General features: G+C 71.3%; 15 protein-coding genes, 1 tRNA gene and 5 pseudogenes. 3 read left to right on the top strand and 18 right to left on the bottom strand.

What is annotated here, in order from left to right:
• Positions 1 to 11 precede the first annotated feature (11 nt).
• The 3 genes and pseudogenes from ACYUED_RS16375 to ACYUED_RS16385 all read right to left on the bottom strand — a co-directional run.
• Positions 12 to 296, bottom strand: a pseudogene (locus ACYUED_RS16375) (o-succinylbenzoate synthase); the annotation flags it as partial.
• 91 nt (positions 297 to 387) lie between these two features.
• Positions 388 to 1,029 (bottom strand): IclR family transcriptional regulator, encoded by a 642-nt coding sequence (locus ACYUED_RS16380; protein ID WP_266515280.1) that lies wholly within the window; start codon positions 1,027 to 1,029, stop codon positions 388 to 390.
• A gap of 350 nt (positions 1,030 to 1,379) precedes the next feature.
• Complete coding sequence (locus ACYUED_RS16385) at positions 1,380 to 3,170, bottom strand: DEAD/DEAH box helicase (protein ID WP_491293024.1); 1,791 nt, start codon at positions 3,168 to 3,170, stop codon at positions 1,380 to 1,382.
• A gap of 295 nt (positions 3,171 to 3,465) precedes the next feature.
• On the opposite strand from ACYUED_RS16385, the gene ACYUED_RS16390 reads away from it, so the two are divergent.
• Together ACYUED_RS16390 and ACYUED_RS16395 are read left to right on the top strand one after the other, a co-directional pair.
• Positions 3,466 to 3,537, top strand: a tRNA-Cys gene (locus tag ACYUED_RS16390).
• 277 nt (positions 3,538 to 3,814) lie between these two features.
• Positions 3,815 to 4,030: a hypothetical protein gene (locus tag ACYUED_RS16395; protein ID WP_491293025.1), complete on the top strand. Its 216-nt coding sequence runs from the start codon at positions 3,815 to 3,817 to the stop codon at positions 4,028 to 4,030.
• A gap of 117 nt (positions 4,031 to 4,147) precedes the next feature.
• On the opposite strand, the gene ACYUED_RS16400 is transcribed toward ACYUED_RS16395, so the two are convergent.
• From ACYUED_RS16400 to ACYUED_RS16455, 12 genes and pseudogenes are all read right to left on the bottom strand, one after another.
• Positions 4,148 to 5,308, bottom strand: coding sequence for an SUKH-4 family immunity protein (locus ACYUED_RS16400; RefSeq protein ID WP_491293026.1), 1,161 nt, complete (start codon positions 5,306 to 5,308; stop codon positions 4,148 to 4,150).
• Positions 5,309 to 5,504: 196 nt separating this feature from the next.
• Positions 5,505 to 6,066, bottom strand: a pseudogene (locus ACYUED_RS16405) (phosphotransferase).
• A gap of 85 nt (positions 6,067 to 6,151) precedes the next feature.
• Positions 6,152 to 6,235 (bottom strand): annotated as a pseudogene (locus tag ACYUED_RS16410) (phosphotransferase); the annotation flags it as partial.
• Between the two features lie 10 nt (positions 6,236 to 6,245).
• Complete coding sequence (locus ACYUED_RS16415) at positions 6,246 to 6,386, bottom strand: hypothetical protein (protein ID WP_491293027.1); 141 nt, start codon at positions 6,384 to 6,386, stop codon at positions 6,246 to 6,248.
• A complete protein-coding gene (locus ACYUED_RS16420; protein WP_491293028.1) occupies positions 6,383 to 8,692 on the bottom strand; it encodes a xanthine dehydrogenase family protein molybdopterin-binding subunit in 2,310 nt (769 codons plus the stop codon). Before ACYUED_RS16420 ends, ACYUED_RS16415 begins: the two co-directional genes overlap by 4 nt.
• Positions 8,689 to 10,476: a (2Fe-2S)-binding protein gene (locus ACYUED_RS16425; protein WP_491293029.1), complete on the bottom strand. Its 1,788-nt coding sequence runs from the start codon at positions 10,474 to 10,476 to the stop codon at positions 8,689 to 8,691. Before ACYUED_RS16425 ends, ACYUED_RS16420 begins: the two co-directional genes overlap by 4 nt.
• Positions 10,473 to 11,366, bottom strand: a complete 894-nt coding sequence (locus tag ACYUED_RS16430; RefSeq protein ID WP_491293030.1) for an FAD binding domain-containing protein — start codon at positions 11,364 to 11,366, stop codon at positions 10,473 to 10,475. The genes ACYUED_RS16425 and ACYUED_RS16430 overlap by 4 nt, the downstream gene beginning before the upstream one ends.
• Before the next feature lie 250 nt (positions 11,367 to 11,616).
• Complete coding sequence (locus tag ACYUED_RS16435; RefSeq protein WP_491294284.1) at positions 11,617 to 13,266, bottom strand: beta-N-acetylhexosaminidase; 1,650 nt, start codon at positions 13,264 to 13,266, stop codon at positions 11,617 to 11,619.
• 28 nt (positions 13,267 to 13,294) lie between these two features.
• Positions 13,295 to 13,648: pseudogene (locus ACYUED_RS16440) on the bottom strand (carbohydrate ABC transporter permease); the annotation flags it as partial.
• Between the two features lie 273 nt (positions 13,649 to 13,921).
• Positions 13,922 to 14,063, bottom strand: a pseudogene (locus ACYUED_RS16445) (carbohydrate ABC transporter permease); the annotation flags it as partial.
• Positions 14,064 to 14,178: 115 nt separating this feature from the next.
• Positions 14,179 to 14,463: a DUF3039 domain-containing protein gene (locus tag ACYUED_RS16450; RefSeq protein ID WP_491293031.1), complete on the bottom strand. Its 285-nt coding sequence runs from the start codon at positions 14,461 to 14,463 to the stop codon at positions 14,179 to 14,181.
• Positions 14,464 to 14,493: 30 nt separating this feature from the next.
• Positions 14,494 to 15,066, bottom strand: a complete 573-nt coding sequence (locus ACYUED_RS16455) for a YqgE/AlgH family protein (RefSeq protein WP_491293032.1) — start codon at positions 15,064 to 15,066, stop codon at positions 14,494 to 14,496.
• 252 nt (positions 15,067 to 15,318) lie between these two features.
• Here ACYUED_RS16455 and murA point away from each other — a divergent pair, with 252 nt between their 5' ends.
• On the top strand, positions 15,319 to 16,665 hold the full coding sequence (gene murA / locus ACYUED_RS16460) for a UDP-N-acetylglucosamine 1-carboxyvinyltransferase (protein ID WP_491293033.1): 1,347 nt from the start codon (positions 15,319 to 15,321) through the stop codon (positions 16,663 to 16,665).
• Positions 16,666 to 16,963: 298 nt separating this feature from the next.
• Here the strand turns inward: murA and ACYUED_RS16465 are convergent, their stop codons facing one another.
• From ACYUED_RS16465 to ACYUED_RS16475, 3 genes are all read right to left on the bottom strand, one after another.
• Entirely contained in the window at positions 16,964 to 17,245 is a 282-nt protein-coding gene (locus ACYUED_RS16465) for an HU family DNA-binding protein (RefSeq protein WP_007382399.1), read from the bottom strand.
• Positions 17,246 to 17,590: 345 nt separating this feature from the next.
• Complete coding sequence (locus ACYUED_RS16470) at positions 17,591 to 19,003, bottom strand: NAD-dependent malic enzyme (RefSeq protein WP_491293034.1); 1,413 nt, start codon at positions 19,001 to 19,003, stop codon at positions 17,591 to 17,593.
• Between the two features lie 299 nt (positions 19,004 to 19,302).
• Entirely contained in the window at positions 19,303 to 21,675 is a 2,373-nt protein-coding gene (locus ACYUED_RS16475) for a HelD family protein (protein ID WP_491293035.1), read from the bottom strand.
• Between the last annotated feature and the right edge of the window lie 27 nt (positions 21,676 to 21,702).

Genomic DNA, 21,702 nt, shown 5'->3' on the forward strand with positions numbered 1-21,702 from the left:
GTCAGGTCTCGCCGCTCCCTGGTGAACCGCGGCTCGATGTCCCAGCCCGGCTCGATCTTCAGCTTGATGCGGACGTAGCCCTCGGCGAGATAGCGCTCGACGTCGTCCAGGAGAGCGGGGACCGAGTCCTTGATGCCCACCGACACGCCCGCGGGGACCCGGGCGCGCACCGCCCCGAGGTAGGTGGCGAGGGACATGCCGTACGACCGCAGTTCCGTGTCCAGGACCGCCGTCTCCAGGGCCGCCTTCGCCAGTTCGTGGCCCTTGGTCTTCGCCACGGCGGGGGCCACCGCGGGGCCCGGGGAACCGCGCGCCCGGCCACAGCAGACCCGCAGCCCCCCGGCCGCCCCCACCCCCGGCCGTACAACCGCCCCACCCGCCGGAGCGCTACCGCAGGGCCTCGGCCACCTCCCGTGCCGCGTCGACCACGCGCGGACCCACCCGCTCGGGCACCGCGTCGGCCAGCATCACGACCCCGACGCTGCCCTCGACGCCGGTGACCCCGAGAAGCGGCGCCGCGGCTCCACTCGCCCCGGCCTCCAGCTCCCCGTGGGTCAAGGTGTATCCGGGCTCCGCCACCGGCCTCGCCCGTGCGGCGAGGATCGCCCTGCCCGCGGCACCCCGGTCCAGCGGGTGCCGGAACCCGGCCCGGTACGCCACGTGATAGTCCGTCCAGGTCGGCTCGACGACGGCCACGGCCAATGCGTCCGCCCCGTCCACGAGGGTGAGATGCGCGGTCGCGCCTATGTCCTCGGCCAGCGACCGGAGCGCCGGCAACGCGGCCTCCCGCACCAGCGGATGCACCTGACGGCCCAGTCGCAGCACTCCGAGCCCGACCCGGGCGCGGCCGCCCAAGTCCCGGCGCACGAGCGCATGTTGTTCGAGCGTGGCGAGCAACCGGTACACCACGGTCCGGTTCACGCCCAGTCGGTTGGAAAGCTCGGTGACGGTCAGCCCGTGGTCCGTATCGGCCAGCAGCTTGAGGACTCGTAGTCCCCGGTCGAGCGTCTGAGAGGTCTCCGCGGTCACGACGCCCACTCCTCCAAGTGGTGAGGTCGGCGACCTCCGCGCGACAGTGCGACACCGAGTCCCGTCGGTGACGCGCAACAGAGGCCGCCGATCGGCCGGCGGCCCGGCCTGTACCGAGCCGCGTCGCTTCACGGCTGCGCTCCGCGGCGGCTCTGCCACGGGGCGTATGCGTAGCGGGACAGTAGCGAAGCGGGTTCGCTCAGCGGAAGGCTCCGTCCAGAATCCGGGCACATGCAAGGAGGAACTACCTCCGTTTGTCCTGATTCGTACGGCGTACGGCGCGGCCGTGGACCACAACCGCACCAGGCGCACACGCCCCGCGTCCGCCTGGCGGACACCGGTAGCGGGCGTCACCGCATGCGCGTGGCCCACTCCTGCACCTTGGCGATCCGCTGCCGCAGCTGTCCCGCCGTGGCCTCGGCGCTCGGCGGGCCGCCGCACACGCGCCGCAGTTCGGTGTGGATGACCCCGTGCGGCTTGCCGCTCTGGTGGGAGTACGCCCCGACCATCGTATTGAGCTGCTTGCGGAGCTCCATCATCTCCTTGTGCGAGACGACCGGCCGCCGCTCGGCGGGCAGCTCCAGCAGGTCGGCCTCGGCATCCGGCTTCTTGCGGCTGTGCGCGATCTGCCGGGCCTGCCGCTTCTGGAGGAGGAGCTGCACCTGATCCGGCTCCAGGAGGCCGGGAATCCCGAGGTAGTCCTGCTCCTCCTCGCTTCCCGGGTGGGCCTGCATACCGAACTCGGCGCCGTCGTAGAGCACCCGGTCGAAGACGGCCTCGGACTCCAGTGCCTCGAAGGAGAACTGCTCCTGCTCGCCGGTGTCCTCGTCCTGCTCCTTGTTCGCCTCCTCCATCTCCTTCTCGGACTCGGCGTACGGGTCCTCCTCGCCCTCCTTCTTCGGTTTGTCGAGGGCGTGGTCGCGCTCGACCTCCATCTCGTTGGCGAAGGTGAGGAGGTCGGGGACGGTCGGCAGGAACACGGAGGCGGTCTCGCCGCGCCGCCGGGACCGCACGAAGCGGCCGACGGCCTGGGCGAAGAAGAGCGGGGTGGAGATCGTGGTGGCGTACACCCCGACCGCGAGCCGCGGGACGTCGACCCCCTCGGACACCATCCGCACCGCGACCATCCAGCGGTCGTTGCTGCCGCTGAACTCGTCGATCCGGTTGGAGGCGCCGGCGTCGTCGGACAGGACGAGGGTCGCCTTGTCGCCGGTGATCTCGCGGATGAGCTTGGCGTACGCGCGGGCGGAGTCCTGGTCGGAGGCGATGACGAGGGCGCCGGCGTCCGGGATGGCCTTCCTGACCTCGGTCAGCCGCTGGTCGGCGGCGCGCAGCACGCTGGGCATCCACTCGCCGCGCGCGTCGAGGGCGGTGCGCCAGGCCTGGCTGATCGCGTCCTTGGTCATGGGCTCGCCGAGCCGCGCGGCGATCTCGTCGCCCGCCTTGGTCCGCCAGCGCATGTTGCCGCTGTAGGAGAGGAAGATGACGGGCCGGACGACGCCGTCCGACAGCGCGCTGCCGTAGCCGTAGGTGTAGTCGGCGGAGGACCGCCGGATCCCGTCGTTCCCCTCCTCGTACGTCACGAAGGGGATGGGGTTGGTGTCGGACCGGAAGGGCGTACCGGTGAGCGCGAGCCGGCGTGTGGCGGGCTCGAAGGCCTCGAGGCAGGCCTCGCCCCACGACTTGCTGTCACCGGCGTGATGGATCTCGTCGAGGATCACGAGGGTCTTGCGCTGCTCGACACGGTTGCGGTGCAGCATGGGCCGCACGCCGACACCCGCGTACGTCACCGCGACGCCCTGGTAGTCACGGCCGAGCGGACCGGCGCTGTACTCGGGGTCCAGCTTGATCCCGATCCGGGCGGCAGCTTCGGCCCACTGCTTCTTCAGGTGCTCGGTCGGGGCGACGACGGTCACCTGCTGCACGACATGGTGGTGCAGCAGCCAGGAAGCGAGGGTGAGCGCGAAGGTCGTCTTGCCGGCGCCCGGGGTGGCCACGGCGAGGAAGTCGCGCGGCTGCTCCTGGACATATCTCTCCATCGCCCCCTGCTGCCAGGCACGCAGCTTGCCGGCGGTGCCCCAGGGGGCCCGGCCGGGGAAGGCGGGAGAGAGGTGGTGGGAGGAGGCGGCGGTGGTAGTCACGATCTCCGTGGGGTGGTCGGGCGGCCTGGGTATGACAACCGGGCCACCCTACCGGCGGCCCGCAGCTGTCAACGCGCGGACAAGGCCGGGTCACCCCGGGGTGCGACTCACCTCACATCACCTCACGTCACCGGAGCAGGGACGCCGGGCGGCGACGCGAAGCCGGCCCTCCCCCTTTCATGAACGGCGTATGGCAGTCCCGTTGCGGCCGCCCTGGTTCCCTTGAGCCCCTCCCGGCCCCGCCGTACGGTCGTCTCACCGAGTTCGGAACAGGGCCCAGCGCTCCGACCGACCCGGCCGTGTGCCCGAGTGGCTTAGGGACTCGCCTGCAAAGCGAGTTACGCGGGTTCGATTCCCGCCACGGCCTCAACCTGCCGTACCAGGCAAGACGAACGAGAGGGCGGTACCCCCGAGGGGGTGCCGCCCTCTCGTTCGTCCGTCTTGGTCCCTTTCCTCCCGCCCCTTGATCCTTCTGATCCTTCTGATCCTTATGACCCTCTGAAGTGCGGCCATCGGGCCCGCTGTTGGATTCCGCGGATATCGCGTGCGTCACCCGGTTGGCCGCGCAAGAGATGAAACCTGCCGCGGGGGCAGGCAAATTGATCCACGTGAACGCAACTCCCGAAACCCGACTGGAGATATCCATGTCACGAATATGTGCGATCAGCGCCGCCCTCGGCCTCGCTCTCGCAGCCGGACTGGCCACGGCATCAAGCGCAGTGGCCGCGCCATCAGCCCTTCACACCGCCACGCAGACCACGACGGTCCAGTCCAGCCAGGTCACCTCCGACCACGGCGGCTGGGACGACTGGGACGACTGGGGCGGCGACTGCAACGGCACCGGCAACATCTGTGCGTGACAGCTGAGCCAGGGTAGGCAGGGGAGGAGGGCCGTGTGCCTGCGCAGTTCCTCCTCCGTCTCCCCAGCGCACCCGGATCGCGTTCGGCGGTGACGTCCCGCGCCCCGGATGCAGCAGCTACAACACCCCGCCCGCCTCGTCCCGGAACGCCTGCGTCCAGTAGTGCCAGTCCGCGTGCGTCGTGATGGCTGTGGGGTCGACGGAGGAGAGGACCTGGAGCATGGTCGCGGCCAGTTGGTCGTAGGCCCGAGTGGTGAGTTCGTGGGACAGGGCCTCGTCGATCGTCCGCTCCCGGTGGTGCAGCCAGAGGGTGAAGGCGAGCGTGGAGACGTCCGTGTTCAGGGGATACAGCTTCGCCTCGGTCTCGCTCCAGTTGAGGACCTCGCCCGTCGCGCCGTCCACCACCAGGCTGTTGTCCTCGACCAGGTGGCCCAGACGTATCAAGTGGTCGGCCCTGGCCGGGAGTTCGAAGAACGAATCCGTACCGGAGCGGTCGTCAGCGGCGTATTCCGCCTGCGTCTGCAGCGGTACCTCCGTGTCGAGCCGGAACAGGACCGTGTCCTCCGGCAGGCCCGTCTCGCGCAGGAAGCGGCGGGTCGGCTCGTGGGTGAGCGCGGCCGGGAAGTCGACGTCCTCGAAGCGGACCACGCGCCCGAGTCCGAACTCCTCGTCCAGGAGGCGGGCCGGCACGTCCAGAGTGAGGCCACCCGCCATGCCGGGACCGGTGGCGAGGGACAGGGGGCGGATCAGGGCGGCGGCCTTCCAGTACGGCGGGACGTCGCCGTCGGCGCCCTCCTCGAACAGTGCCAGCAGCTGTCGTGACGCCTCGGCCGCCGCCTTGCTGCCGTGGCGGCCCGCGAAGGACGCGAACTGCCCCCGCAGGTCGGCCAGTTCCTCGGTGACCGCGGCGAACCGCACCAGCGCCTCCAGGGAGGGCGCCAGAGGGCGGTCGCCCAGCAGCTCGAACAGGTACGCGGTGCTGATCTCACCGGTGCCGCCGTCCAGGAGGATCGACTCCACCGGCATGCCCGCCGGGGCCGACAGCTCCCCTATCACCAGCCTGTCCCGCAGCCCCTCCGCCAGGCCGGCGCCGCCGTCCGTGGCCTGCGCCTGCGTGTGCAGCCCGCCCGTGCGCGGTGCGGCGAACGTCAACAGGGCGCTGTCGCCCGGCAGTCCGGGTCCGGTGAGCCGGCGCCGCGTCGGCATGTGCGTCACAAAAGGATCGAGTTGGTCCTCGGTGAAGGTGATCGCCAACGTGGCGGCATCGGTCGTGCTCATGGCTTCCCCCGGATTTTCCCGCTCACAGGCCCTGCGGGGCCTGCCGGCCGCATGGCGCGTCCCCGTGGCACGATCGTCCGCCGCATGGTCCCGCGGGCCGTTCTCCACTGCCCAGAACACTACGCCCCGCCACTGACAATGCCCCGGATCGCGCCGCACCACGGCGCAGCACCACAGCCCCGCACCACAAGAACGCTCAGCGCACCCTCGCCCGTTCCCGCCCGGCGAGAATCGCCTCCACCCTCTCCCCCACCGTCAGCTCCGAGCTGTCCAGCCACAGCCCGAACCGGGGAGTGTGCGCCCGCAGCGCCCCGTCCAGGTCCTCGACCGTCCACGCGCCTTACCTCGTCTTCGCCCGCCCCGTCTCCCGTGCCGAGACGGCCTCGGGGCTCGGAGCCAGGACGACGACGTACAGGGGACGCGTGCGCACCAGGCCGACGTACGCCGTCAGCTCGTTCCCGAGGAACACGTCCTGGGCCACGCCGTGAACCCGGACTCCGCGTACGCGTCCGCGTCCGCCGTCGCCGCCGACAGCCGGTACCGCAGCAGGAGTTGGGCCTCGCCGTCGGCCCCGGGGACGTGGTCCTCGCGCCCGGAGACGATCATCCGCCGGAAGAGGTCACCGCGGACGTGCGCCGCTCGGGGCAGCCTCCCTCACTGCCTCAAGGGCGTGGGGGGACCCCCATCGCAAGCGCCTGCGCGACCGTCGACTTGCCGGCCGCCGTCACCCCGGTGATCAGCACCACTCCGCGCGGCACGGGTCAGGTCCTAGGTGAAGTACGCCACCGAGGACGACCGCCAGCGCCGCCACGACGAACAGCAGCACCCACACCGGGGGCGTGGGGGGACCCCCATCGCAAGCGCCTGCGTGACCGTCGACTTGCCGGCCGCTGTCACCCCGGTGATCAGCACCACTCCGCGCGGCACGGGTCAGGTCCTAGGTGAAGTACACGCCACCGAGGACGACCGCCAGCGCCGCCACGACGAACAGCAGCACCCACACCAGCAGCTTGCCGACGCTGGGCGGCGGTTCGTACCGCGCCTCCTCGGGCTCGGCCCCGGGCTCGGGTGAGGTCATCGGTCCGTCACCACCGCGGCCTGTGGCCTTATCGGCAGCCGGTTCACCGGGCGGCCCGTGGCGGCCCGTACGGCCGAGGCGACGGCCGCCGGGGAGGTGACCACCGGCGCCGCGCTGACCGCCTTCGCGCCGAAGGGTGCGACCACGTCACGCTCCTCCACGAGCTTCACGATCCGGATGTCGGGCGCGTCCAGGGCCGTCGGCAGCGCGTAACCCGTCAGATCCGGGTGGCGGATCAGCCCGCGCGCGGTGCGCAGGTTCTCCGTCAGCGCGATGCCCACGCCCTGGGTGACGCCCGCCTCGATACGGGCGGCCAGCTGGGCCGGGTTGAGCACCCGGCCGACGTCCTGGGCGAGCGCCAGCTCCACGACCCGCACCGAACCGAGTTCGATGTCCACGTCGACGACCGCGCGGATCGCGCAGAAGGCCATTCCCACGAAGGCGTCGCCCTGGCCGTGCTCGCCGAGCGGCTCGGTCGGGTGCGGTCGGCACTGGGCCGTCGCCCACAGTTCCTTGCCGTCCATCGCCTCGGTGACGGTGGTCGACAGGACGCCGTCGTAGGAGGTGATCTTGCCGTCGGTGATCTGGAGCAGTTCGGTCGACATGCCGAACTTGTGGGCGAGGGGCTGCAGGAGCTGGGTGCGGACCATCTTGGCCGCACGCTCCACCGCGCCGCCGGACACCCAGGTGTGGCGGCCGCGGCAGCCCGCACCGGCCGGGGGCTGGTCGGTGTCCACGGGCGCGACGTGCACCTCGTCGATGCCGAGGGTCTCCTGGACGATCTGGCGGGCCAGCGTGGTGAATCCCTGGCCCGTCTCGACGGCCGCGCACAGCACCGTCGCCACGCCGTCCTGGACCTTCACGGTCGCCGTGGAGACCTCGTCGGCGCCCTCCGCGCCGAGCATGTGCACCATGCCCAGGCCGTAGCCCACGCCCCGGCGCACCGCGCCCGGTTCGCCCGCGCCCTCGGGGCCGCCGGGCAGCAGCCACTCGTCCTCGGGGGTGTCCTTGGGCAGGGCGGGCAGCGGGAAGTCCCGTACCGCCTGCAGGAGTTCGGCGACCGGCGCCGGGCAGGTCACGGTCTGACCGGTCGGGAGTACGTCGCCGGTGGCCATGGCGTTGCGCAGGCGCAGTTCCGCCGGGTCGACGCCCAGCTTCTTCGCGAGCTTGTCCATCTGGGCCTCGTAGGCGGCGCAGACCTGCATCGCGCCCTCGCCGCGCACATGGCCGGAGGGCGGGTTGTTGGTGCGTACCGCCCAGCCCTCGATGAAGGCGTTCGGGACGACGTAGGGGCCGCAGGCGAACCCCACGGCGGCCGCCAGTGCCTCGGAGGAGGTCTCGGCGTACGCGCCGCCGTCGAGCAGGATCTGCGCCTCGACCTTCACCAGCCTGCCCTCGGCGTCGGCGTGGTGGCGGTAGCGCAGGAGGGTCGGGTGCCGGTGGGTGTGGCCCAGGAAGGACTCTTCGCGCGTCGCGGTGAGTTTGACCGGGCAGCCCGTCTTCAACGCCAGCAGGCCGAGCGGGAGTTGGAAGCCCTGGTCCTCGCGGTCGGCCGTGGCGCCGGGGACACCGGTGACGACGATCTTGACGCGCTCGGGTTCGAGGCCGTAGCAGGCGGCGGCGGTGTCGCGGTCGTTGTGCGGGTCGGTGGAGGCGAGGTAGAGCTCGACGCCGCCGTCGGGCCGGGGCACGGCGAGGCCCGCCTCGGCGCCGATCGGGGCCGGGTCCTGGCGGCCGATGCGGTACTGGCCCTCGACGACGATCTCACCGACCGCGTCCGGGTCGCCGTGGCGCAGCGGGATGTGCCGGATCAGGTTGCCGTCGGGGTGCAGCGGTTCGGCCTCGAAGGCCTGCTCGGGGTCGGTGACCGGGTCGAGCACCTCGTACTCGACGCTGATGGCCGCCGCCGCCATGCGCGCGGTGTCGGGGTGGTCGGCGGCGACGGCGGCGATGGGCTCGCCGTGGTGGCGCACGACCTCGGAGGCGAACACCGGCCGGTCGGCGATGCCGCGGCCGTAGCGGGCGGCGCCCGGCACGTCCTCGTGCGTGACGACGGCCCGTACGCCGGGCATGTCGCGCGCGTGGGAGGCGTCGATGGACACGATGCGCGCGTGCGGGTGCGGGGAGCGCAGGACGGCGGCCCACAGCAGGCCCTCGGCCCACAGGTCGGCCGCGTACGGGAACGTGCCCTCGGTCTTCGCGCGCGTGTCGGCGGCCGGCAGGGAGACGCCGAGGCCGTGCGGCAGCTGCTCGGGGGAGGGTGCTGCCTCCGCGGGGGTGGTCGCGGTGGCGGCTTCGTTGCTCACGCCTGGCCTCCGTCCTGTCCGTACGCCTGGTCATGCGGTCCCGGCGGCGCGGGGAACCCGGGTGACTCGAACGCCGACGGGTTGACACCGCCGGCTCCCGGACCCGCCTGGTGAGGGATACGTGCCTCGTCGCCGTCCTGTTCGGAAGCGTCGCCTTCGGAGTGCCCCTCGCGTTCGGCGACGACCTCCTTGACGGCGTCCACGACGCCCCGGTAGCCGGAGCAGCGGCACAGGTTGCCGCACAGGGCCTGGCGGGTCTCCAGCTCGCTCGGCGCCGGGTTGCCCTCCAGCAGGTCGTGCACGGTCATCGCCATGCCGGGCACGCAGAAACCGCACTGCACCGCGCCGCAGCGGGCGAGCGCGCGCTGCACGTCCGAGGGCTGCCCGTCGACGGCCAGCCCCTCGACCGTACGGACCTCGCTGCCCGCGGCGGTCACGGCCGGCACCAGGCAGGAGGCGACGAGCCGCCCGTCGACCTGTACGTTGCACGCCCCGCACTCGCCTTGCGAGCAGCCGTCCTTGGCGCCCGCGAGACCGAGCCGCTCGCGCAGCACGTACAGCAGCGACTCGCCGATCCACGCGTCGGAGACGGGACGCTCCACGCCGTTGACGCGCAGGACGTAGGCGGCGAGGGGGTGTTCCTCGCCGGGAGGCGGCGGGGTCTCGTCGGCGGCGTCCGCGTCGGTGTCCGGGCCGTCGGAGGTGTCCGGGGAGGCCGAAGTGTCCGGTGCGTCGGGCGCGTTGGCGGCGAGGGATCCGACGACGGCATCGACCGGGGACTCCGCGAGCGGCTCCACGGGCCCCTGAGGCGCCTCCATGGCCCCCTGGGCATCCTCCGCCGCCCCGACGGCCTCATCGGGCCCGAGAGCGGGCTGTGCGGCGGATTCGGCGGGCGTCTGCGCGTACGGGTCGGTGGCGTGCCGGCCGTCGTGCGGCCGTGCGGACCGCTCGGCGGTGTGCGCCGACGCGCTCTCCCGCTCGTGCGCGGCCGGATCCCGCCGCACGGGCGCGTGGGCGGCGGACCCGAGGTGCTCCGGCATCCGCTCGTCGGGGCGGCCACCGGGATGCGCCGGGGGCTGCTCGTAGGTGTGACCGGCCGTGTGGCCCGACGCGTCGCCCGCCGTGTGATCCGCGTCCGCCGGCGACTCGGCCGCGTGGTCGTGGTCGTACTCCTGCCCGGGTTCGTCCGCGGGCGCCATCGGTTCCTCGGTCTGCGGCTGCCCCCACGGCTGCCCCGCGCCCTCCGTCGCCCAGGGGGCGGGGGCGCCGCCCGGGAGCGTGGCAGGCGGTGTGCCGCCCCACTGCTGGACCAGGGACGACGTGGTGAACTCGCCCGATTCGTCCGGAAGATCCCCCCCGGCCACGGGGATCGACCACTGCCCGGTCACGTCGTGACCCGGCGCGGGACCGGACTCCTGGGGCGCCGTCTCCGCGAAGTTCCACTGCTGCGTGGCCGCGGGGTTGTACGTGAACCGGTCGTTCCCGGTGTCCTGGGGCACGGCGTTGGGGTCGGGCCACTGGGCGCCCTCGGCGGGCACCGCCCAGCTGCCGGTCGCCGCCGGGTCGGTCCCCGCGGCCGTGCCGGGAGTGACCGTTATCTGCGGCGGCACGTAGCCGTGGCCGGGCGCGGCGAGCGGACTGTCCGCGGCGGCCAGGAGGGCGTCGATCCCCCCTTCCGGCAGCTCCACGAAGGCGGTGGCGCCGTCGTCGTAGTCGCCCTGGGGCAGCGGGTCCCAGCGGCCGCCGCTGCGGGGCGCTCCCTCTCCGTGCTGGTCGTCGGTCACGACAGCGCCCTCCCCAGTGCTCGTCGGGCCAGCGCGGCGACGGTGCGCCGCAGGTGCAGTACGGCGGGCGGAAGCTGTGGAACGGTGCCGTCCCCCTCGGGAACGGGGTCGGGGATGCAGGCCGCGGCGACGTACTCACCGAAGGCGGTCAGCGCCTCCGGGACGATCGCCCTGCCGTTGTCCCAGTCGATGAGCCGGGCGACCCACTGCTCGGCGTCCAGGGGCCTGAGCGGCATCGGCGCTATGGCACCGACGGCACACCGGACTCCGCGCCGGGCGGGGTCGAGGACGAGCGCGACGGACGCGGACGAGCGCCCGGGGCCGGTCCGGCCGGTCGCCTTCAGGAAGACCTGCGGCGCGTGCAGCAACGGCACGCGCACGAAGGCGATGAGTTCGCCGCCTCGCAGCATGTCCACGCCGGCCAGCAGGTGCGACACCGGGATCTCCCGGCGGGCTCCGCCCGGGCCCGCGATGATCAGTGTCGCCTCCAGGGCGGCCAGCACCGGCAGCGCGTCGCCGGTGGGGGCGGCCGTGGCGATGTTGCCGCCCAGCGTGCCCGCGTTGCGGATCTGCGGCGGGCCCGCCGCGCGCGCCGCGGCGGCGAGCGCCGGGATCAGGGCGGCGAAGTCGGGGCGGCCCATGCGCGCGTGCGTGAGTCCGGCGCCGAGCAGGGCGTGCCCGTCCTGGTACTGCCAGCCGCGGATCTCGCTGATCCTGCCGAGGCCGACCAGTGCGGCCGGCCTGAGCTGGCCGGAGTTGACGGCGGCCATGAGGTCGGTGCCGCCGGCCACCGGAACGGCGGCGGGCACTGCGGCGAGCGCCGCCACGGCCTCCTCCAGCGTCGTGGGCAGCGTGACGGCCTGCGCCGCCTGCGATGCGTGCGTGGTCAAACCGGCTGCCCCTTCCCGCTGCCCCACCTGGTCCCAGCTGGTCCCGCCTGTTGCTGCCGTACGGTACGTGCTGACAGGGCGGACGTGGCAACTCTGGCACATCTTCGCAGGGGCCGAAGACGGGGGTCCGCTAGGAGGCATTCGCCCACCTCACCAGCGAGATAGTCCGTTTTCGCACGGCATCACCGGTGCACACCGATTGCCACTCTTCGTCGATTCTTACGACTTTTTCGCCCGTTCGGGAGTTCAGCTATCTGTTCGGGGGCGCACCCTCGGCCGGCCGCCCGAGCACCCCGGGGCGCCGCTGCCAGGGCAACGGTCCGGCCGGCGGCCGGTAGCCCACGCCCAGGGCGTCAAGTCGCCGGTAGTGGACGGCCATCCTCCGCTCGAAGTCGGCGAAGTCCCGCTCCGCGGGGGCCGGCAGGGAACTCCAGGCCACCTCCGCGAAGGCCGAAAGCCTCGGATACGTCTGGTAGTCCACGCGCGCCCGGTCCTCCATCACCTCGGTCCACACGTTGGCCTGGGTGCCGAGGACATGGCGGGACTCGGCCTCGGTGAGCTGCGGTGGAACCGGCTCGAACCGGTAGACGTCCTCCAGGGTACGCACGTAACCGATCGGCACCGGCTCGTCCTCGCCCGCCGCCTGACGGTGGTCCAGATACACGTACTGCTCGGGGCACATGACGACGTCGTGGCCGACCCGGGCGGCCGCGATGCCGGCCGCGTAGCCGCGCCACGAGGAGACGGCCGCGCCCTCGGCGAGGCCGCCCTCGAGGATCTCGTCCCAGCCGACGAGCCTGCGCCCGCGCGCGGAAAGCCACTTGTCGAAATGGCCGATGAACCACGACTGCAACGCGTCCTCGTCGGCGAGCCCGAGTTCCCTGATGCGCGCCTGCGCGGTCGGCGACTGCCGCCACTGGTCCTTGAGGCACTCGTCACCGCCGACGTGGACGAACTCGGAGGGGAACAGGTCCAGCAGTTCCTCGAACACCCCCTCGTAGAAGCGCAGGGTGTTGTCAGTGGGGGCGAGTACGTTGGCGGAGATCCCCCAGTTGTCCCAGACGGAGAGCGAGGTCGTGTCGATGACGTCGGTGTTGCCGAGTTCCGGGTACGCGGCGATGGCCGCCTGCGAGTGGCCGGGTACGTCGATTTCGGGGACGACGGTGATATGCCGCTCGGCGGCATAGGCGACGATCTCCCGGATGTCGTCCTGGGTGTAGAAGCCTCCGTGCGGCTTCTCCTCCCACAGCGGTGAGGCCCGGTGGCCGAATTTCGTGCGCGCCCGCCAGGACCCGACCTCGGTCAGCCGGGGGTACCTCTTGATCTCGACGCGCCAGCCCTGGTCGTCCGTCAAGTGGAAGTGGAAGACGTTGAGTTTGTGCGCGGCCATCAGGTCGAGGTGGCGCAGGACACCGTCCTTGGGCATGAAGTGCCGGGCTACGTCGAGCATGAGGCCGCGCCAGCGGAATCGGGGCGCGTCCTGGATGCTGACCGCGGGTACTTCCCAGTCCCGCTTCGGAGTGACCGGTGCGCGGCGGAAGGCGTCGGGGCCGAGGAGCTGGCGGAGCGTCTGGGCGGCGTAGAACAAGCCCGCTTCACCGGCTCCCCGCAGATGCACGAGGTACCCGTCGGCGACGAGGGTGTACGCCTCCGGGTCCTCGCCGTCCCGCGGTTCGATGCGCAGCATGATGCGGTCGCCGCTGTCGGTGTGCGGTCGCAGCGGCAGCCCGGTCGCGGCGCCGACGGTGGCCCGCAGCCACTGCGCGACCCGCTCCGTGCCGGGGCCGGCGTCGATCTCCGTCCCGGCACCGAGGACGTAGCCCACGCCCCCGCCGGGCAGTGCCGCCCGCACGCTGCCGGGGGCCGGAACCAGTGCTGTCTCAGAAGCCGTGCCAGTCATGCGCATCACGTCAGTCACATCAGTCACGTCAGTCCTTTACCGCTCCGCCGAGGCCGGAGACCAGCCGTCGCTGTACGAGTACGAAGAACACCAGCACCGGAATCGTCATCACCGTGGAGGCGGCCATGATCCCGCCCCAGTCCGGATCGTCCGGCTTGTAGAAGACCAGCAGCGCCATCGGCAGGGTCGACTGCGAAGTGTCGCTGATGATGAAGGACTTGGCGAAGAGGAAGTCGTTCCAGGCCGAGATGAAGGAGAACACGCTCGTGGCCACAAGACCCGGGAACACGAGAGGGAAAAGGATCTGCCACAGGAATCGCCCGCGGCTCGCCCCGTCGATGTACGCGGCCTCCTCCAAGGCCTCCGGGACCGCCTTCACAAACCGTTCCTAATCAGTGAGCAGGAGTGAGTCTTGGACCCATTCCTGGTCACTGCGGACATCCCGAACGGTTTTAGAAGTCCTGGTCGCCCGCGTTCGCTCCGCGTCCGGCGGCACGGATCGTGTCCGTGGTCCGGGGATGCGGGGGCGGGTCTCCTCACGCCCAAGAGCACGCCGGTCGGCCTGGACGGTCCGATGCCCCTGATCATCACTCCGGTGAGCAGGGGGCGGTGTCGTCCGTCGCCGGATCGAGTGCCCTTGGGCGCGTCGTCCAATCGCGATGGACGATGACGACAGTGCCCGCCACCACAAGGCTGTTGACGAAATACCGACCGAAATCCTCCTGCCCGAACACGCGCCGGAAGCAATCCAGGGAAGGCGCCGTGGTCCACGGCCGCGGCTCGGCCGACTCGATCTGCGACCGTCCGACGCACGCCGTGCAACGACAGACAGCACAAAGGCCCCCGGGGCGCGTCAAAACGCGCCCCGGGGGCCCCGCACAGGTCAGGCCGGACCGGGCAGGGAGGCCGGTCCTACTTGTCGCCGCCCTTGCCCTTGTCGTCGCCGTCGGCGCCCATGGACTCGTAGATCTCCTTGCACATGGGACACACCGGGTACTTCTTCGGGTCGCGCCCCGGTACCCACACCTTGCCGCACAGCGCCACGACGGGGGTCCCGTCGAGGGCGCTCGCCATGATCTTGTCCTTCTGGACGTAATGGGCGAAGCGCTCGTGGTCGCCGTCGCCGTGGGACACCTGTGGCGTCGGCTCTACGAGGGTCCCCGTACCAGTCCCGCGCTCGGGCTCAAGAGTGCTCATAAAATCCAAGGGTACTGAAGCTCACACGCATCAGTTGAGCGAAGGGTCGTCCGGGTAGGTGGCCACCATCGCCAGTTCGTTGCGCTGGCGGCGCAGGACCTCGCGCCAGAGTCTCTCCGGGGACGGCGAGGAGACGTCACCCGGCTCCGACTCGACGACGTACCAGGCGCCCTCGACCAGCTCGTCCTCCAGCTGGCCCGGGCCCCAGCCTGCGTATCCGGCGAAGATCCGCAGGCTGCCGAGGGCCGAGGCGAGCAGCTCGGGCGGTGCCTCCAGATCGACCAGACCGATCGCGCCGTGCACTCTGCGCCAGCCCAGCGGCGCCCCGTCGACGGCTCCGCCGCCGGGAACGACGGCGACCCCCAGGGCCGAGTCCAGGGACACCGGGCCGCCCTGGAAGACGACGCCCGGTTCACCCGCGAGGTCCGCCCAGTCCTCCAGGATGTCGCCGACATCCACCGGGGTGGGCCGGTTGAGGACGACACCGAGGGAGCCCTCCTCGTCGTGGTCGAGAAGGAGCACCACCGCACGGTCGAAGTTCGGGTCCGCCAGGGCGGGCGTTGCCACGAGCAACCGCCCTGTGAGCGAGGACACCTCGGTCATGCCAGACATGATCCCGCATCTACCCCTGGTGTGGGGAGGCAATGGCGGAAGGGGGTGAGTGCAGCTCAGGAGCGAGAGAGGCACCTCGGGGCGCACGACGGCGGCGGTGACCCCATGTGCCCGTCGGGGAACGGTTCGTGTTGTGACACAGCTATGACGTAGCTGGACCGTCCTTGGGCTTACTGAAGGGGGGTGGGCGGCGATTACCCTTTCCCTTCTGGCCCCTGCCCGACTCATCGGAACGCGAGATACATGACCGTCAACGGCAATGACGACGTACTGCTTGTCCACGGCGGAACCCCGCTGGAGGGCGAGATCCGTGTCCGCGGTGCGAAGAACCTCGTACCGAAGGCCATGGTCGCCGCCCTGCTGGGCAGTGAACCGAGTCGACTGCGCAACGTTCCGGACATCCGTGACGTGCGTGTCGTACGCGGACTCCTGCAGCTGCACGGGGTGACGGTCCGTCCGGGTGAGGAGCCGGGCGAGCTGGTGATGGACCCGTCCCACGTGGAGAGTGCGAACGTCGCGGACATCGACGCGCACGCGGGTTCGAGCCGCATCCCGATCCTCCTCTGCGGTCCGCTGCTGCACCGCCTCGGGCACGCGTTCATCCCGGGCCTCGGCGGCTGCGACATCGGCGGCCGGCCGATCGACTTCCACTTCGAGGTGCTGCGGCAGTTCGGCGCGACGATCGAGAAGCGGGCGGACGGCCAGTACCTGGAGGCACCGCAGCGGCTGCGCGGCACGAAGATCCGGCTGCCGTACCCGTCCGTGGGCGCGACCGAGCAGGTGCTGCTGACGGCCGTCCTCGCGGAGGGCGTCACCGAGCTCTCGAACGCGGCCGTGGAGCCGGAGATCGAGGATCTGATCTGCGTCCTGCAGAAGATGGGCGCCATCATCGCGATGGACACCGACCGCACCATCCTCATCACGGGCGTGGACAGCCTCGGCGGCTACAACCACCGCGCCCTGCCGGACCGTCTGGAGGCCGCCTCGTGGGCGTCCGCGGCGCTGGCGACCGAGGGCAACATCTACGTCCGTGGCGCACTGCAGCGCTCGATGATGACGTTCCTGAACACCTACCGGAAGGTGGGTGGCGCCTTCGAGATCGACGACCAGGGCATCCGCTTCTGGCACCCCGGCGGCCAGTTGAAGTCCATCGCGCTCGAAACGGACGTGCACCCGGGCTTCCAGACGGACTGGCAGCAGCCGCTGGTGGTCGCCCTCACGCAGGCGACGGGCCTGTCGATCGTCCACGAGACGGTCTACGAGTCCCGCCTCGGCTTCACCTCCGCGCTCAACCAGATGGGTGCTCACATCCAGCTGTACCGCGAGTGCCTGGGCGGTTCCGACTGCCGCTTCGGTCAGCGGAACTTCCTCCACTCGGCCGTGGTCTCCGGCCCCACGAAGCTCCAGGGCGCCGACCTGGTCATCCCCGACCTCCGCGGCGGCTTCTCGTACCTCATCGCCGCCCTTGCGGCCCAGGGCACGTCGCGCGTCCACGGCATCGACCTCATCAACCGCGGCTACGAGAACTTCATGGAGAAGCTCGTGGAGCTTGGGGCGAAGGTCGAGCTTCCGGGCAAAGCACTCGGCTGACCTCTGCCTCCTGGCTCCGGCCCAGGGCAACACCTGTTCCGGGCCGTGACATCAGCGGCAGAGCCGCTGATGTCACGGCCCCCGGACAGACACCGCCTGGAGAAGCTCGTGGAGCTGGGCGCGAAGGCGGAGCTGCCCGGCAGGGCTCTCGGGTGACTCCGGCCGAAACCGACCCGGCCGGGGCGTCCGAGGCCCTGGGCAGGCGCTACAACGATGGGGCGGCACCTGGAAGTCCAGGTGCCGCCCCATCGCTTTGCCTACGTGGCCTGCACCGTCCCGTGAGGTGCAGACGGCAGGGTCACTTGCCCTTGGCGGCTTCCTTGAGCTTGCTGCCCGCGGAGACCTTGACGCTGTAGCCGGCCGGGATCTGGATCGGGTCGCCGGTCTGCGGGTTGCGCGCGGTGCGAGCGGCACGGTGGGTGCGCTCGAAGGTCAGGAAGCCGGGGATGGTGACCTTCTCGTCGCCCTTCGCGACGATCTCGCCGACGGTCTCGGCGAAGGCAGCCAGAACGGCGTCGGCGTCCTTGCGGGTCACCTCGGCGCGGTCGGCCAGCGCGGCCACCAGCTCACTGCGGTTCATGTCGTTACTCCCGTGTTCTTCTTGCCGTTGAGGCGTGCCACGCGGCGGAGCCGCATATCGGGCACGGTGAAGCCGATGCTGCCAGGGTCCTCGGTGAGGCCCCGGACCCGGGTCCGTGGCCAGAGCCCTCGCGCCCCGGGACGCATCCTGCCCCCACCTGCGGCGCGAAAGCCAATCCGGCACCCGCAGGACTCGTGAGAACACCCTTGGGAGTCACACGAAAAGAGGGTATGAGCCTGGCCGACACGATAAACGCCGACCAGGAGGGACGGGTTCCACGACGCGCCGATGCAAGGCCTTGCCGTGGCGATCCTCACAGCCTTGGCACATCGCCCCGCCCCAGCCCTACGACGCTGCCGCCGCCTTGGCCGCTTCCCGCACCGCACCGGCGACCGCGCCCGCGACCTTGTCGTTGAAGACGCTCGGGATGATGTAGTTCGGGTTCAGCTCGTCCTCGGTCACCACGTCCGCGAGGGCGGTGGCGGCGGCCAGCATCATCTCGGTGTTGACCGTGCGGGACTGGGCGTCCAGCAGGCCGCGGAACACACCCGGGAACACCAGCACGTTGTTGATCTGGTTCGGGAAGTCGGAGCGGCCGGTGGCCACAACCGCCGCCGTCTGCCGGGCGATTGCCGGGTCCACCTCGGGGTCGGGGTTCGCGAGCGCGAACACGATGGCGCCCTCGGCCATGGCCGCCACATCGTCGCCGTCCAGCACGTTCGGGGCGGAGACGCCGATGAAGACGTCCGCTCCGCGAACGGCTTCCTTCAACGTCCCGGTCAGACCCTCGGGGTTGGTGTTGTCGGCGATCCAGCACAGCGGCGAGTCCACGGCGGCGTCGCGCAGGTCCTCGCGGCCGGCGTGCACGACGCCGTGGATGTCGGCGACGACGGCGTTCTTGAGGCCCGCGGCGAGCAGCAGCTTGAGGATGGCCGTACCGGCCGCGCCGGCGCCGGACATGACGACCCGGATGTTCTCAATCGCCTTGCCGGTGACGCGCAGTGCGTTCGTCAGGGCGGCGAGGACGACGATCGCGGTGCCGTGCTGGTCGTCGTGGAAGACGGGGATGTCGAGGGCCTCGCGCAGGCGCGCCTCGATCTCGAAGCAGCGGGGCGCGGAGATGTCCTCGAGGTTGATGCCGGCGAAGCCCGGAGCGATCGCCTTGACGATCGCGACGATCTCGTCGGTGTCCTGGGTGTCGAGGCACAGCGGCCAGGCGTCGATGTCGGCGAAGCGCTTGAAGAGGGCTGCCTTGCCCTCCATGACCGGCATGGCGGCCATCGGGCCGATGTTGCCGAGGCCCAGCACGGCCGAGCCGTCCGTCACGACCGCGACGGTGTTGCGCTTGATGGTGAGGCGGCGGGCGTCCTCGGGGTTCTCGGCGATCGCCATGCAGACGCGGGCCACACCCGGCGTGTAGACCATGGAGAGGTCGTCACGGTTGCGGATGGGGTGCTTGGACTGCATCTCGATCTTGCCGCCGAGGTGCATCAGGAACGTACGGTCGGAGACCTTGCCGAGGGTGACGCCCTCGATGCCGCGCAACTGCTGGACGATCTCGTCCGCGTGAGCGGTGGAGCTCGCCGCGATGGTGACGTCGATCCGGAGCTTCTCGTGGCCGGAGGCGGTCACGTCGAGGCCGGTCACCGAGCCTCCGTGGGACTCTACGGCCGTGGTGATCTGGGAGACCGCGGTTCCACTCGCGGGCACCTCCAACCGGACCGTAATCGAGTAGGAGACGCTGGGCGCCGTTGCCATGGCCGACTTCCTCCGCTTTCACCGTGACGCTGGGTATGCCGTCCGATGGTCGCACCTACCGTCGGGTAAGCGTTAGTCACTCTGGATTGCGAACGTTTTGTTCACGGCAAAAAAGGCCCGCGTCACGAAGTGACGCGGGCCTTGCAGGTCAAGTGGCACCGACCCGCCATGCTCGCCTCGCGGCAAGTGGTCGCTCGTAGCGACGAAGGTTGGGCCCGGGGGCTTGGATCGAGCCGGTGCCACACCCAGGCTAACAAACAGATCCCGTAAGGCCATTCCCGTGCCGAGAGTTCATCCGGTTACTCGTCCCGGAGCAGGTCTGGAACTCCGTTCGGGTCCGGTTCGTCCCGGTCCGCCGAGACGATCGTCAGCTGCTGGGTGGCCCGGGTGAGGGCCACGTACAGCACGCGCAGGCCCGCCGGGGACTCGTCGGCGATCTCCGCGGGCGAGACGACGACCGTCGCGTCGTACTCCAGGCCCTTCGCCTCCAGGCTGCCGAGGGCCACCACCCGGTCGCCGAGTCCGGCGAGCCAGCGGGCCGCCTCGTCGCGGCGCTGCATGGCGACGACGACACCGACGGTGCCGTCGACGCGGTCCAGGAGGCGGGCGGCCTCCGCGCGGACGGTCTGTGCGAGGGAATCCCGTACGACGCTGAAGCGGGGTTCGACGCCGGTGGAGCGGACCGCCGACGGGGCCTTCGAACCGGGCATCGCGAGGGCCAGCACCTTGGCCGCCAGCTCGGCGATCTCGGCCGGGTTGCGGTAGTTGACGGTGAGCTGGAAGCGGCGGCGGGGGCGGGTGCCGAGGGCCTCGTCGCGGGCCTCGGCCGCCTCGTCGGGGTCGGACCAGGAGGACTGGGCCGGGTCGCCGACGACCGTCCAGGTGGCGTGCCGGCCGCGGCGGCCGACCATGCGCCACTGCATGGGCGTGAGGTCCTGGGCCTCGTCGACGATGACGTGGGCGTACTCGGTGCGTTCCTGAGCGAGCCGTTCGGCCCGCTCGCGCTGCGACTCCTCGCGCACCGGCATCAGTTCGTCCAGGCCGGTCAGCTGGTCGAGCGGGTCCAGCTCGCGCTTCTTCTTCGGGCGGACCGGACTGCCGAGGATCGAATGGAGTTCGTCGAGCATGGCGATGTCGTGCACGGAGTGGCCCTCGCGGCGCAGCGAGCGGGCGACCCGGCGGACCTCGCCGGGGTTGAGGATGCGGCGGGCCCAGCGGCCCAGGCGCCGCTCGTCGGACATGGCGGCCAGGACGGCCCCGGGAGTCAGCTCCGGCCACCAGGCGTCGAGGAACGTGAGGAAGCTGTCCTCGTCGCAGATGTCCTCGTCGAAGGAGGAGCGCAGCTCGGCGGCCAGCTCCGGGTCGGTGTGCCTGCCGGCCGCGCCGGACTGCGCCCACAGGGCGTCGAGGAGGAGCTTGCGGGCGCGGGGGCGCAGCAGGTTGACGGGCGCGGTGCCGCCGAGGACGGCTCTTCGCACGCGGTCCAGCTCCGGTGCCTGAAGCTCCAGACGCCGGCCGAAGGCGACGACACGCAGGCGGGTGGGAAGGGCGGCCGGGGTGGCCGCGTCGGTGTCGTCGCCGAGGGCGAGCTGACCGGAGGCGGGGGCGGCCGACCCGAGCTCCAGCGCCCCCCGTGCCGCCTTCCGCAGGACCTTGAGCATGCGGTACGAGCCCTTGGCGCGGGCGATGGCCGGGGAGTCGTACAGGGTGGCCTCGGCGCCGACCGCGTCCACGGCGAGTGAGCCGATCGCGCGGATGGCGACCTGGCCCTCCTCGCCGAGGGAGGGCAGGACGCCCTCGGTGTAGGCGACGAGCAGCGGGGTCGGGGAGACGATGAGGATGCCGCCCGCGTACCGGCGCCGGTCCTGGTAGAGGAGGTAGGCGGCGCGGTGGAGCGCCACGGCCGTCTTGCCCGTGCCCGGGCCGCCCTCGACATAGGTCACCGAGGCGGCGGGGGCGCGGATGACCATGTCCTGCTCGGCCTGGATGGAGGCGACGATGTCCCGCATGGTGTGGCTGCGGGCCTGGCCGAGGGCGGCCATCAGGGCGCCGTCACCGATGACGGGCAGCTGACGGCCGTCGAGGAAGGCCTTGAGCTCGGGGCGCATCAGGTCGTCCTCGACACCGAGGACCCTGCGGCCCTTGGATCGGATGACGCGCCGGCGCACGACCCGGCCCGGGTCGACGGGGGTGGAGCGGTAGAACGGCGCGGCCGCGGGGGCCCGCCAGTCGATGACGAGGGGGGCGTACTCGGCGTCCAGTACGCCGATGCGGCCGATGTGCAGGGTCTCGGCGATGTCGGCGGTGTTGTCGTCCCGGACAGCTCCGTCGGCGGGCTCTATGGCGGTGTATGCACCGTCCGGCCCCTTCTTGCCGTCCTTGCCGGGCAGCAGGTCGATCCGTCCGAACAGGAAGTCCTCGAACTCGTTGTTGAGCCGGTTGAGGTGGACTCCCGCCCGGAAGACCTGTGCGTCCCGCTCGGCGAGCGCGCCGGGCGTGCCGACGTGGCCTCGCTTGGCGGCGTCGTGCATGAGGAACTCCGCCTCGTGGATCTTCTCCTCGAGGCGCCGGTACACCCGGTCCAGGTGTTCCTGTTCGACGCTGATCTCCTGGTCGCGACTTGAGTCGTGATCCGAGTCGAGCGCGGTTTCCTGTTGAGCCTGTGCGGCCACCGGGCCCCCTTCTGACGTGCTGGGCAG

This window comes from Streptomyces sp. DF42, from assembly GCF_058267695.1.